Here is a 13,199-nt window from a genome sequence, read left to right as displayed (position 1 = left end):
GCTAAGTGATCGCCGTGCGTACTCTCCCTCGGTGGGAGGCGGGGATGCCGTTGCCAACGAGTCCGGTCATTCGACGTGCGCGACTGGGCGCCGAGCTGCGTCAGCTACGCCGGCGGGAGGCGCTGACCCTGGAACAGGTGTGTGAGCGGCTCGGTTGGGCGTCCACCTCCAAGCTGTCCCGCATCGAGCTGGGACAGAGCCGCCCCGACCTGGCCGACGTGCTCGATCTGCTCGACGTCTACGAGGTGCCGTCGCGGCAGCGCGACGCCCTGATCGTCATCGCTCGGGACGCGGCGACCGGCCGGGGGTGGTGGAAGTCGCTCGGGGAGATGGGGGAGCGGCAACGCACGTACGCCGAACTCGAGGCCGGAGCGGCGGGCATCGTGGAGTACCAGCCGGCGATCGTGCCCGGCCTGCTGCAGACCCCGGCGTACGCCCGACTGCGCATCGTCGCCGGTCAGCTCATCGATCCGACGGTGGACGTGGAGGCCGACCTGCGGGCCCGGGCCGCTCGACAGGCGGTGCTGCGTCGCGTCGAACCGCCCCGCTACACGGCGCTGCTCACCGAGCTGGCCTGTGAGCCGGGCGACGACCCGGTGGAGGTGTGGCGCGGGCAGTTGGCGCAGCTGCTCGAACTGGCCGCGCTGCCGCACGTGACGATCCGGCTGCTGCGGGTCGGCGCGGGCCGCCGCCCGCTGCCGCTCACCCCCTTCTCCTGTTACTCCTTTCCGGACCCGGCGGATCCGCGCACCGTGATGCTGGAGGCGCTGACCACGGATGTGCGACTGACCACCGCGACGGACGTCGACAGGTACGAACGGATGACCGACTGCCTGCTGGAGACGGCGTTGCCGGAGGAGGAGACGGTGCGGGCCCTGGCCCGCCGGCTCGACGGGTGACACATCGCCCCGGTCGTGCGGCGCGTCGGCAGATCAGGCACGGAGAGGCGTCGGCACCGGACCCGGCGCCCCCGAAGCCGTCGGGGTCGGTGCCGACGCGAGACGCACGATAGGTGGACGGTGTGACACTTTCTCGACTCGGTGCGTGGTGCTCGGGTGTCGGTCAGGCGGGCACGTCGACAAAGTGCTCGACCCGCGGCGGGGCGGCGAAGTGCGGACCGATCAACTCCCGCCACCCGACGAAGCGTTCCGTGGCCCGGAAGTTCCGCTCGTGAGCGTCGACCGTGTCCCACTCGACAAGCAGCACGAAGCGGGTGGGGGACTCCAGGCCCCGGGTCATGCGTACCGAGCGGCAGCCGGGCGTGCCGGCCAGCAACGGATGTCCCTGGGCGTAGGCGGCGGCGAACGCCTCCTCGTGGCCGGGAATGACGTCGATGAGCGCAACCTCGAGAACCATTGCGGCAGCCTGCCACATCGCTACCGGGTCCAGGCCGGCCCCGGGCGGTCTTCCCATCCGTTGGCCGCCCGCGCCGGACCAGCCACCCCAGTAACCCATCCTCCTAGGATGCCCAGCGGGGGTGAGGTGGTCGGCACCTCGCGGAGGGCGTACCGTGTGCCGGTTGCTGGGTGGCGGCCGGAGGAATGAGACTGTGAACGTGTCCGGACTGGTGTGGGCGGCTACGCTCGTGGCGCTGACCACGGTCCTCGTGGTGGACCTGCTCATCATCGGGCGCCGGCCACACGAGCCGAGCGTCCGGGAGTCGAGTCTCTGGGTCGCCTTCTACGTCGGGTTGGCCCTGCTGTTCGGTGGCGGTCTCTGGCTCACCAGCGGCGCGAGCGTGGCGGGGCAGTTCTACACCGGCTGGCTGACCGAGTACAGCCTCTCGGTCGACAACCTCTTCGTCTTCGTGATCATCATGGCCCGCTTCGCGGTACCTCGGCAGTACCAGCAGAAGGTGCTGCTCATCGGCATCGTTCTCGCGCTCGTCATGCGGGGCGGTTTCATCGCCGCCGGCGCGGCGTTGATCTCACAGTTCACCTGGGTCTTCTACGTCTTCGGCGCGTTCCTGATCTACACCGCGATCAACCTCGCCCGGCAGGGTGAGTCGAGCGAGGAGGAGTTCACCGAGAACGTCCTCATCCGCTGGAGCCGGCGGGCGCTGCCCATCTCACGGGGGTACCAGGGCGCCCGGGTCACCGTGCGGGAGAACGGCCGGCGGTTGTTCACCCCGATGCTCATCGTCATGATCGCCATCGGTACCACCGACCTGATCTTCGCTCTCGACTCGATTCCGGCGATCTTCGGGATCACCCAGGAGCCCTACCTGGTGTTCACCGCCAACGTCTTCGCGCTGATGGGGCTGCGGCAGCTCTACTTCCTGCTCGGCGGGCTGCTGGACCGGTTGATCTACCTGAGCCACGGCCTGGCGGTGGTGCTCGGTTTCATCGGGGTCAAGTTGATCCTGGAGGCGCTCGCGGACAACAATTTGCCGTTCATCAACAACGGTGAGCACGTCGGGTGGGCGCCGCACATTCCGATCTGGCTGTCGCTGCTGGTCATCCTGGGCACGCTGGCGGTGGCCACGGCGGCGAGCCTGGTCAAGTCCTCGCGGGACCGGCGACGCGAGTTGGCCTCAGCCCGTCGCTGAGCTCCGCCGCCGGCGCGGTGCCGCACCGGGCGCCCACCGAGACGATCATCGGATACGGCACCCTGTACGTGAAGGGGGGGACATGACCAGTCAGCGAGCGGGCGCGTCGGACTGGACGCTCGTCGGGGCGCCCAACGCGCGGGACCTGGGTGGACTGATCGGCTTTTCCGGCCGGCGGGTACGCCCCGGCCGGCTGATCCGTACGCCGGCGTTGGGCCGGCTCACCGACGAGGACCTGCCGGTGTTGGCGAAGCTCGAACCGGCCTGCGTGGTGGACCTTCGCGCCCAGTCCGAGGTGTCGGTGGCCCCGCCGGACCGGCTGGTCGGCGAGCCGACCGTGGTGCACCTGCCGGTGCACGACCCGGCGCATCCGGTCTTCACCTACGTCTCGGCCGTGCTGCTCGGCCACGACCTGAGCGAGTACGCGGAGCTGGCACGGCAGGGGACACCGGCGGCGATGGCGGCCATCTACCGCTGGTTCGTCACCGGAGACTCGGCTCGGCGGGGGTTCGCCGCCGCGGTGCGGTTGGTGGCCGACGAGCGCAACCTGCCGTTGGTCTACCACTGCTCGGCGGGCAAGGACCGCACCGGTTGGCTGACCGTGGTGCTGCTGCACGCCCTGGGAGTGGACGAGGCCGCGATCCGCGCCGACTACCTGGCCCACAACCCGCTGACGGAGAGCCTGCGCGAGGTGCTTGTCGACGCGATGCGGCAGCGTCACCCGGGGCTCGACGAGACGGCGGTCCGGCCGGTGCTGGAGGTCCGCCCGGAGTACCTCGACGCCGCGTACGCACAGGTGCGGCAGGTGCACGGGTCGTTCGGGGCGTACCTGCGCGACGGTCTGGGGATCACCGAGGAGACGGTGGCGGCGCTGCGGGCGAACCTGCTGGAGTGAGGGTGCCGAGGTCGTGGCGGGCCTGCCACACCTCGCGGGAGATGTCGGCCACCAGCTGGTTGGCGTCGACGTCGGCCCGGGCGTCGGTCTGGTCGTCGCCGACGGTGGTGCAGACGACGAGCAGGTAGGCCTCGGCGTCGGCGGGGTAGACCACCGCCGCGCCGTGCCGTACGCCGCGTACCCAGCCGTTCTTGTGGGCGATCCGGACGCCGGCGGGCAGCCCTTCGGCGATGTCCTGACGGATCTGCTGGGCACAGAGCACATCCAGCATGGCGGTGCAGCCGGCCGGTGAGGCGATCGGACCGGGGCGGGTGGCGCCGGTGGCGACGGCGCCGAGCAGCGCGGCCAGGTCGGCTGCGGTGACCAGGTTGGTGATCTGCGCCTCGCGGGCGGCGAAGTCCTCGATGCCGCGCCCGGTGACGCTGCGCCGGGCGCCGGCCAGCCGCCAGACCTCCGCCACCGCGGCCAGTCCGACGTGTTCGACGACCAGGTTGGTGGCGAGGTTGCTGGACCGGACGATCATCCGTTCGGCGAGCCAGCGCAGCGACGCCCGCCCGCCGAGGCGGTCCCACACGACACCGTCGTTGTCGTAGGCGCGCCGGCAGGAGTACGGCGGGGCGTCCGGCCGGGCGGAGGTGAACCGGTTGACGACCTCGACCGGGGCGTCCGGGTCGAGGTGGTTGGCCTCCGCGGCGCGGTGCAGCGCGGCGAGCACGGCCAATTTCATCGTGCTCGCCGCGTAGTGGGTGGCCTCGGCGTCCCGGGTCCAGGTGGGTGGGGCGTCGAGCCGCCCCGCGTACACCGAGATCGTGCCGGGTTCCCGGTCCAGCCGCGCGTGGAGATCGGCTGCGGCCATCGGTCGTCTCAGCCGGCGTGCTTGCGGCGGGCGGCGGTGCGGGCCCGCTGGGTCTGGTCGAGCACGACCTTGCGGATGCGCACGGCGGCCGGGGTGACCTCGACGCACTCGTCCTCGCGGCAGAACTCCAGGGCCTGCTCCAGCGACAGCTTGCGCGGCGGGATCAGCTTCTCGGTCTCGTCGGCGGTCGACGAGCGCATGTTGGTGAGCTTCTTCTCCTTGGTGATGTTGACGTCCATGTCGTCGGAACGGGAGTTCTCCCCGACGATCATGCCTTCGTACACCTCGGTGCCGGGCTCCACGAAGAGCTGGCCGCGCTCCTGGAGGTTTGTCATCGCGAACGCGGTGACGCTGCCGGAGCGGTCGGCGACCAGCGAGCCGTTGTTGCGGGTCCGCAGCTCACCGAACCACGGCTCGTACGACTCGAAGACATGGTGCAGGATGCCGGTGCCCCGGGTCTCGGTGAGAAACTCGGTGCGGAAGCCGATCAGACCGCGGGCCGGCACCAACCACTCCATCCGGATCCAGCCGGTGCCGTGGTTGACCAGCTGCTCCATCCGGCCCTTGCGGGTGGCCAGCAGCTGGGTGATCGCGCCGAGGTACTCGTCGGGCGCGTCGATGGTGAGCCGCTCCACCGGTTCGCAGGTCCGTCCGTCGATCTCCCGGGTGACGACCTGGGGCTTGCCGACGGTCAGCTCGAACGACTCGCGGCGCATCTGCTCCACCAGGATCGCCAGCGCCAGCTCGCCCCGGCCCTGCACCTCCCAGGCGTCCGGTCGCTCGGTGGGCAGTACCCGCAGCGACACGTTGCCGACGAGTTCCTTGTCCAGGCGGTCCTTCACCATCCGGGCGGTCACCTTGGCGCCCTTGACCCGGCCCACCAGGGGTGAGTTGTTGGTGCCGATGGTCATCGAGATCGCCGGCTCGTCGACGGTGATCAGCGGCAGCGGGACCGGATTCTCGGCGTCGGCGAGGGTCTCGCCGATCATGATCTCGGGGATGCCGGCGACCGCGATGATGTCGCCCGGGCCGGCGCTCTCGGCCGGCTTGCGCTCCAGCCCTTCGGTCATCAACAGCTCGGAGATGCGGACCCGCTGGGTGCTGCCGTCGGTGCGGCACCAGGCCACCGACTGGCCCTTGGCGATGGTGCCCTGCCGCACCCGGCACAGCGCGAGGCGGCCGAGGAACGGGGATGCGTCCAGGTTGGTGACGTGCGCCTGCAGCGGGGCGCTCTCGTCGTACGCGGGCGGCGGGATGGTGTCCAGCAGGGTGCGGAACAGCGGCTCCAGGCTGTGGCTGTCGTCCGGCACCGAACCGTCGGCGGGTTGGGTCAGGGAGGCGATGCCGTCGCGGGCGCAGGCGTAGACGATCGGGAAGTCGATCTGCTCCTCGTCGGCGTCGAGGTCGAGGAAGAGTTCGTAGGTGTCGTCGACGACCTCCTTGATCCGGGCGTCCGGGCGGTCCACCTTGTTGATCACGAGGATGATCGGCATCCGGGCCTTGAGCGCCTTGCGCAGCACGAACCGGGTCTGCGGCAGCGGACCTTCGCTGGCGTCGACCAGCAGCACCACCCCGTCGACCATGGTCAGGCCACGCTCGACCTCGCCGCCGAAGTCCGCGTGACCGGGGGTGTCGATGATGTTGATGGTTACCGGGTCGGAGCCGTCGGCGGGCAGGTAGCGCACCCCGGTGTTCTTGGCCAGGATGGTGATGCCCTTCTCCCGTTCCAGGTCCATCGAGTCCATCACCCGCTCGGTCACCTCGCCCCGGGCGCCGTAGGCGCCGGCCTGCCGCAGCATGGCGTCGACCAGGGTGGTCTTGCCGTGGTCGACGTGGGCGATGATGGCGACGTTGCGGAGGTCCGTGCGAAGCTGCATGGGCTCCATCCTCCCGCCTCGGCGGTAGCGGCGTGGCGTCGGGGTCACCCCGGGTGGTCCGTCTCCCGCGGGGCCGCACTGTCAAACTGGCAGGGCAGTCCTGCCGAGGTGATCCGGGGGCGCCGTGCACGATCTGCTCAGTTCGGTGCAGAGCCTGCCGCCGTGGCTGATCTACGTCGTGGCGGCGCTGATAGTGGCCACCGAGACGGCACTGATCATCGGGCTGGTCGCCCCCGGTGAGGCGACTCTGCTGCTGGTGGGCTTTCTCACGTACACCGGCACGCTGCGGCTAGGTCCGGCGCTGCTGGTGATGATCGTCGCCGCCGCGTTGGGCGACGCGCTGGCGTTCCGTGCCGGCCGGCGCTACGGGCCTCGGCTGCGGGCCAGCAGGTGGGGTGCGTGGGTGGGGCCGCAACGGTGGGCCCGCGCCGACGCGATGTTCGACCGGATGGGCGGTCGTGGTGTGCTGACCGCGCGCTGGGTGGCGTTCGCCCGCACGCTGGTGCCCCGGCTGGCCGGTGCGTCCGGCATGTCGTACCGCCGGTTCGCGCCGTGGAACCTGGCCGGGGTGAGCACCTGGGTGGGTGCCTCGGTGTTGGTCGGGCATCTGGCCGGGGAGTCGTACGAGACGGTCTCCCGGCTGCTGGGCCGGGCCACCGGAGCGGTGCTGGTGCTGGTGGCCGCGTTGGTCGCGGTGGTGCTGGCGGGGCGCTGGCTGGGCCGCAACCCCGATCCGGCGCGGGCGCTGCTGACCCGGGCGTCCCGGCTGCCGCCGCTGCGGTGGCTGTCGGCCCGCTACGGGTTGCTGTTCTTCCTGCTGAGCCTGCGTCTCGGGCCGGCGTGGGCGTTGCTGGCGAACCTGGCGGCCGGGGTGCTGCTGCTGTTCGTGGTGGCGCTGGTGATCGCGTGGGTGCTGCGGGTGGTGGTCCGGCACAGCGGCCTGTCCCTGGTCGACGGGGTGATCGCCGGCTGGTTCGCGGCCCGTCGTACGCCCGACGCGGTGGAGGCGACCCAGGCGGCGGTGTCGCTGCTGCGGGGCTGGTCGCTGATCGTGATGGTGGCGCTGGTGGCCCTGGTGCAGGCGTGGCGGCAGCGGCCCTGGCGGGCGGACCTGCTCAGTGTCGTCGGCACGGTCGGTGCCTTCGTGCCGCTGGTGGTGCTCGCGGCCGTGGCCGACCTGGCCGCCGGTGGGCGGGTGGTGCTGTTCTCCACGCAGAACGTGGTGGTGACGGCGAGCCTGTGCACGCTGGCGTGGCTGGTGTCGCGGGGCGCCCGCTGGCCGGTCGCGGTGGCCGCGTGGACCGTCGCGGCGGCCGGGGTCGTCACCATCGGCGGTGCCCGGCTGTACCTGGGATTGAGCACCGCCAGCGGCACGGTCGGGGCGGTGTTGCTCGGTGCCGCCTGGACGGCGGTGTTCATGGTCGCCTGGGCCACCCGGGACCGCGCGGTGTCCGGCGGTCGCTCCGCCGCCGGATGAGGGCCGCTGCCGTGATCCGGGCGGCGGTCGTGGGGCCACGCGCGACGGGCGGTAGCTGTTAGTGTGCGGCGGGTTCGTCACGGCCGGAGGAGATCGACATGGGACGCGGCGTCGCACGGTGGGGTGTCGCGGCGGTTGCCGCGATGATGCTGCTGACCGGCGGTGGATGTGCCAGGGTGGACGGTTCCGCCGCGGAGGTGCCGGCCCCGGTCGCCCTGCCGGGTGAGTTGCCGGACGGCTCGGAGGAGACCAGCGGTTCGCCGGTGCCGGAGGAGGTGTCGGCGACCCCGTCGGCGGTGGAGTCGATGGGTGCCGCGCCGAAGGCCACCCCCACCGCCAGCGCGTCGCCCTCGGCGGCGGAGCGGAGCCCGAAGCCGAAGCGCACCACGGCCACCGCTCCCCGGACGGTGCCGAAGCCACCGACGGAGAAGCAGGTTCCGCCGGACCCGCCGAAGCCGCCCGCGAGCGACTGCAAGCCGAGTTACAAGGGTGATCAGGCCAGCCGTGCGCAGGCGAAGGCGGCGCTGACCGAGGCGGCCGGGCGGACGTACTGGCCGACGTCGGCGCCGGACATCCGCATTCCGCTGAATCTGATCAAAGCGACGGCGTGGCAGGAGAGCGGCTGGCAGTCCAACATCGTGGCCTGCGACAAGGGCATCGGCCTGATGCAGGTGATGCCGGACACCGCGTCCTGGATGAACCAGCGTTTCGGGCAGAGCTACGACGTGTGGGACTACCGGGACAACGCCTATCTCGGCGGCACCTTCCTGGCCTGGCTGACCAAGTACATCGGCGACATGTACTTCGACGCCGACTACCGGCTCGACGCCGACCTGTGCACCGCCGAGCTGGACTCGTGCCTGCTCAACGCGGTCATCGCCGCGTACAACTACGGGCACGGGGCGGTGGCCCCGGAGGGTAAGCCGCTGCACATCCCCAACCCGAGCTACGTGCGCAACGTCCGGGCGCTGATGTCGGAGTGCGTCTGCCTCGGGTTCTGATCGGGGGTGATCCGGCCGGGCCACCAGAAGCGTTCCCCGAGCAGGAACGCCAGGGCCGGGACGACGACCGTGCGGACCAGCAGGGTGTCCAGCAGCACACCGAGGCAGACGATGATCCCGATCTGGGTCAGGGTGATCAGCGGGAGCACGCCGAGGACGGCGAAGACGGCGGCCAGCAGGATGCCGGCGCTGGTGATGACACCGCCGGTGACCCGCAGCGCGGAGAGCATGCCCTCGCGGGTGCCGACGGTGCGGGCGTCCTCGCGGGCGCGGGTGACCAGGAAGATGTTGTAGTCCACGCCGAGCGCCACCAGGAAGACGAAGGCGAGCAGCGGCACGGTGGTGTCCAGCGCGGGGAAGCCGAGCACGTGGTCGAAGAGCAGCCAGGCACCACCGAGGCTGGCGAAGTACGAGGCGACGACGGTGACCACGAGCAGCACCGGGGCGAGCAGGCCGCGCAGCAGCAGCACCAGCACGGCGCCGACCAGCAGCAGGATCAGCGGCAGGATGACGCGCAGGTCCTCGGCGTCGGCCTCCGCCGCGTCGTACGTGCCGGCCACGGTGCCGCCGACGATGGCGCCGGTCGGTGCGTCGCCACCCGCGGGGGCGGGTGGCGCGGAATCGGGTACGGCGGCGACCGCGTCCCGCAGGGCCGCCAGCGTCCGGTCGGAGGCGGTGGTGCCGGGCTCGGCCTCGAGCACCACGTCGACCTGTGCGACGGTGGGGCCGGCGGTGCCGGGGCGGGCGGAGGCCACCCCGGGCACCTCGGCGGCGGCCGCGGTGACCGCCGGCACGGTGTCGGGTCGGGTCATCACCGCCACCGGTTGGGTGGTGCCGGCGGGGAACGCGCGGGCCAGGGTCTCCGCCCCGGCGACCGCCTCGGGCTGAACCCGGAACTGCTCGGTCTCCGACAGTCCGGTACGCAGGCCGAGGCCGCCCAGGGCGAGCGCGGCCAGCAGCAGTGTGGCCAGGGCCGCGACCGGCACCGGGCGACGGATCACGGCAGCGCCGAGCCGGCCCCAGACCCGGCCCTCCCGGCCTTCGCCGCCGACCCGCGGCACGAACGGCCAGAACAGGCGCCGCCCGAGCAGCACCAGCGCGGCCGGTAGCACGAGCAGAGCCGACGCCATGGCCAGCAGGATGCCGGTGGCGCAGGCGACGGCGAGGGCCCGGTTGAGTTCCCGCTCGCTGAGCAGCAGGGTGAGCACTCCGAGCATGACCGTGCCACCGCTGGCGAGGATCGGTTCGGCGGTGCGGCGCAGCGCGGCCCGCATGGCCGCGAAGCGGTCCGCTTCCCGACGTAGTTCCTCCCGGTAACGGGCGATCAGCAGCAGGGCGTAGTTGGTGGCGGCGCCGAAGACGAGGACGCTGGCGATGCCGCTGACGGCCCCGCCCGCGTAGTTGATGCCGACGGCGGGGATGACCGTGTCGAGGGCCCGCAGCGCCACCTGTTCGGTGGCCGCCACGACGGCCAGCGGCACCATCCACAGCAGCGGACTGCGGTAGGTGACGAGCAGCAGCAGCGCGACGACCGCGGCGGTGACGGCGAGCAGGGTGGTGTCGGCACCCTCGAAGACCTTGGTGAGGTCGGCGGTGAAGGCCGGCGCGCCGGTCACCTCGACGGTCAACTCCGCCGGCAGGGCGGTCAGCGCCTCGCGGACCTCGGCCACGGTCGCGGCCACCGCATCCTGACCGCCCTCGGTGCTCAGCGGCACGGCGACCAGGGCGACCGAGCCGTCGGGAGACAGTTGCGGCGGGGCGACCTGACCGCCGGCGGTGAGCCCGCCGAGGGCGCCGGTGCCGGCGGTGAGGGCGGCGCGGTCGCTGTCGGTGAGCGGCGCGCCGTCGTCGCGGGTGACCACCACGATGGCCGGCTGGACGTCGCTGGCCGGCAGTTCCTCCTGCAACCGCTCGACCTGGGTGGACTGCCAGCTGACGGACAGGCCGGTGGCGGAGACGGGTGCCGGGTTGTCGGGGGTGGGCAACCAGAAGACGGCCGTGCCCACGGCGAGCGCCGCGAGGATGGTGAGCAAGGCGTTCAGGCGACCGCCCGCCACGCGGGTGAACACGGACATCAGGACGACCCCCCAGTCGGCAAGTATCTAGACAGTCGAGATTTTCACTCATCAAGAAAAATACCGCAACAGCGCGGCGGTAGAGAATCTCGACGGCCGAGACGTGGCTCCCGCTCGGTTATGCTGCGAGCCGGATCTCGGGAGGAAGCGCGGGACGTGGCAGCTCACGGTATGTACCGCAGGCGCGACACGCGCCGGGAGGTGCTGATCGCCGAGATCACGGCTGAGCTGCGGCGCTACGGCGTGGACGCGCAGCACGTCGGGCACGCCTTCGCCGGCCAGCACGGCCTCAACGCCACCGACCTGCAGGCACTGATCGCCGTGATGGACGCCGAGCTGCTCGGCGATCCGATCACGCCGGGCCGGCTCGGCGAACACCTCGACCTCTCCTCCGGCTCGGTCACCGCCCTGATCGACCGGCTGGAACGCGCCGGACATCTGCGCCGGGACCGGGACCCCAAGGACCGGCGCAAGGTGCTGCTGCGCTACGCCGAACGCGGCGCCGAACTGGCGATGGGCTTCTTCCGGCCGCTGGGCGAGCGCACCGACCGGGTGATGGCCGGGTTCGGCGACGACGAGCTGGAGGTGGTGTACCGGTTCATGACGGCGATGGGCGCCTCCCTGCGGGAGCACCGGGACGAGGTCCGTGCCGCCCGCACCGAGCCGCACCGACGCCGGCCGGAGTGAGTCGTGCTGGATCGTCTGGCGGCCGGACTCGCCGCCGCCGCCCTGCGACTGCCACCGGCGCGGACCCGACGGGTCACCGTCACCCGGGACATCGCCTTGCGGGTACGCGACGGTGTGATCCTGCGCACCGACCACTACGCCCCCGATTTGCCCGCCGCGCCCACCGTGCTGATCCGTACCCCGTACGGTCGGGCCGGTCCGATGCGGCTGCTCTGCCGACTCGCCGCCGAGCAGGGATTCCACGTGGTCATCCAGTCCTGTCGGGGCACCGGCGGCTCGGGCGGTGAGTTCCAGCCGTTCGTGCACGAACGCGACGACGGTCTGGACACGCTCGACTGGCTGCGCCGGCAGCGGTGGTGGACCGGCGCGTTCGGCATGTTCGGCGCCAGCTACCAGGGATTCGTGCAGTGGGCGCTGGCGGCGGACGCGGGTCCGCAGCTGCGGGCCATGGTCGCGGTGGCCACCGCCTCGACCACCCGCGACTCCACCTACGCGGGGGAGTCGTTCGCCCTGGACACGGTGTTGACCTGGGCGGAACTGCTGCAGGCGCAGACCGTGCCGTGGCTGGCCCGCCAGTGGGAACTCAAGCGCGGCCAGCCCAGACTGACCGCCGCCCTGGCCCACCTTCCGTTGATCGAGGCCGACCGGGTCGCCACCGGCGTCACCGTGCCGTTCTTCCAGGAGTGGCTGCGGCACCACACCCCGCAGGCCGACTACTGGCGCAGCCGGGTCTTCGACGACCGACTGCACCTGGTCGGCGCGCCGGTGGCGATGGTCAGCGGCTGGCACGACATCTTCCTGCCGGCCCAACTGCGCGACTACACGGCGCTGCGGGCCACCGGTGCCCGACCGCGCCTGGTGGTCGGTCCGTGGACCCACGGCAGCCCGGGACTGTTCGTCGCCGCTCTGCGCGAGGGTCTGCGCTGGCTCGACACCCACCTGTCCGACGAGGGAGCCGGCGAGGCCGCCGACGCGACCGTGCGGCTGCACGTCGGTGGCGCGGGCGGCGGCTGGCGCGATCTGCCCGACTGGCCACCACCCGCCGACGCCGTCCGCTGGTACCTGCATCCGCAGGCGGCCCTGAGCCCCGCGGACCCGGTGCCGTCGCCGCCGGACGGATTCTGGTACGACCCGGCCGACCCGACGCCGTCGCTCGGCGGCCCACTGCTGGTGGCCCAGCGGGCCGGACCGTTCGACAACCGTCCGGTCGAGGCCCGGCCCGACGTGTTGACCTGGACCAGCGAGCCGTTGGCCGCCGGAATCGAGGTGATCGGGCCGGTCCGCGCCGAGATCCACCTGCGCAGTGAGCTGACGCACCTGGACGTCTTCGTGCGGCTGTGCGACGTGGACACCCGGGGGCGGTCGTGGAACATCTGCGACGGGCTGGTCCGGCTCGATCCGCAGCGGTTTCCCGCCGACGACGCCGGCGCGGTCGTGGTGCCGGTCGAGATGTGGCCGACCGCCCACCGCTTCGCCCCCGGGCACCGGCTGCGGCTACAGGTCTCCGGCGGGGCTCACCCCCGCTACGCGCGTAACCCCGGCACTGGCGAATCCCTCGGCGCGGCTGTCACACTCCGTCGTGGATTCCGGGAGATCTTGCACGACCCGGATCATCCGTCCGCAGTGGTCCTACCGATCGTCCACTCTGCCTCCCAGGCTTCTCCGAGCTGAATCAAGGCACCCCTGAGCTGGGCATTCACCTAAAGAGCGAGCTATCGTGGTGCTACGCCCGGCGCCGTGCACCCGATTGGCCCGGCCTGGCGGTGAGCCTCTCCACCGCGTA

Annotated in this window: 11 protein-coding genes; 7 read left to right on the top strand and 4 right to left on the bottom strand. The window is 71.8% G+C overall.

The genetic code is table 11. The features are described from left to right. Positions 1-44: 44 nt before the first annotated feature. The gene (locus O7605_RS31310) at positions 45-899 is read left to right on the top strand and encodes a helix-turn-helix domain-containing protein (RefSeq protein WP_269742553.1); all 855 of its coding nucleotides are present in this window, start codon (positions 45-47) and stop codon (positions 897-899) included. Between the two features lie 163 nt (positions 900-1,062). On the opposite strand, the gene O7605_RS31305 is transcribed toward O7605_RS31310, so the two are convergent. After that, on the bottom strand, positions 1,063-1,356 hold the full coding sequence (locus O7605_RS31305) for an antibiotic biosynthesis monooxygenase family protein (protein WP_269742552.1): 294 nt from the start codon (positions 1,354-1,356) through the stop codon (positions 1,063-1,065). Between the two features lie 193 nt (positions 1,357-1,549). On the opposite strand from O7605_RS31305, the gene O7605_RS31300 reads away from it, so the two are divergent. Next, positions 1,550-2,548 (top strand): TerC family protein, encoded by a 999-nt coding sequence (locus O7605_RS31300; protein ID WP_269742551.1) that lies wholly within the window; start codon positions 1,550-1,552, stop codon positions 2,546-2,548. Between the two features lie 82 nt (positions 2,549-2,630). Further along, entirely contained in the window at positions 2,631-3,443 is an 813-nt protein-coding gene (locus tag O7605_RS31295) for a tyrosine-protein phosphatase (protein ID WP_269742550.1), read from the top strand. Here O7605_RS31295 and O7605_RS31290 read toward each other — a convergent pair. Next, complete coding sequence (locus tag O7605_RS31290) at positions 3,397-4,299, bottom strand: serine hydrolase (RefSeq protein WP_269742549.1); 903 nt, start codon at positions 4,297-4,299, stop codon at positions 3,397-3,399. The genes O7605_RS31295 and O7605_RS31290 overlap by 47 nt on opposite strands. Positions 4,300-4,307: 8 nt before the next feature. Beyond that, positions 4,308-6,176 (bottom strand): translational GTPase TypA, encoded by a 1,869-nt coding sequence (gene typA / locus O7605_RS31285; RefSeq protein WP_269742548.1) that lies wholly within the window; start codon positions 6,174-6,176, stop codon positions 4,308-4,310. Between the two features lie 124 nt (positions 6,177-6,300). Here typA and O7605_RS31280 point away from each other — a divergent pair, with 124 nt between their 5' ends. Both O7605_RS31280 and O7605_RS31275 read left to right on the top strand, forming a co-directional pair. Continuing rightward, positions 6,301-7,653: a DedA family protein gene (locus O7605_RS31280; protein ID WP_332317169.1), complete on the top strand. Its 1,353-nt coding sequence runs from the start codon at positions 6,301-6,303 to the stop codon at positions 7,651-7,653. A 98-nt stretch (positions 7,654-7,751) separates the two neighbouring features. After that, positions 7,752-8,654 (top strand): transglycosylase SLT domain-containing protein, encoded by a 903-nt coding sequence (locus O7605_RS31275; RefSeq protein ID WP_269742547.1) that lies wholly within the window; start codon positions 7,752-7,754, stop codon positions 8,652-8,654. Here the strand turns inward: O7605_RS31275 and O7605_RS31270 are convergent. After that, entirely contained in the window at positions 8,600-10,729 is a 2,130-nt protein-coding gene (locus O7605_RS31270) for an MMPL family transporter (RefSeq protein ID WP_269742546.1), read from the bottom strand. The two genes, O7605_RS31275 and O7605_RS31270, sit on opposite strands and share 55 nt — an antisense overlap. A gap of 171 nt (positions 10,730-10,900) precedes the next feature. Here O7605_RS31270 and O7605_RS31265 point away from each other — a divergent pair, with 171 nt between their 5' ends. Beyond that, positions 10,901-11,416 (top strand): MarR family winged helix-turn-helix transcriptional regulator, encoded by a 516-nt coding sequence (locus O7605_RS31265; RefSeq protein WP_269742794.1) that lies wholly within the window; start codon positions 10,901-10,903, stop codon positions 11,414-11,416. A 3-nt stretch (positions 11,417-11,419) separates the two neighbouring features. Next, entirely contained in the window at positions 11,420-13,087 is a 1,668-nt protein-coding gene (locus O7605_RS31260) for a CocE/NonD family hydrolase (RefSeq protein WP_269742545.1), read from the top strand. The last annotated feature ends 112 nt before the right edge of the window (positions 13,088-13,199 follow it).

This window comes from Verrucosispora sp. WMMA2121, from assembly GCF_027460185.1.
Lineage (GTDB): Bacteria > Actinomycetota > Actinomycetes > Mycobacteriales > Micromonosporaceae > Micromonospora > Micromonospora palythoicola.
The sequence above is the reverse complement of the archived record's forward strand: the minus strand, read 5'-3'. Positions and strand labels throughout refer to the sequence as shown.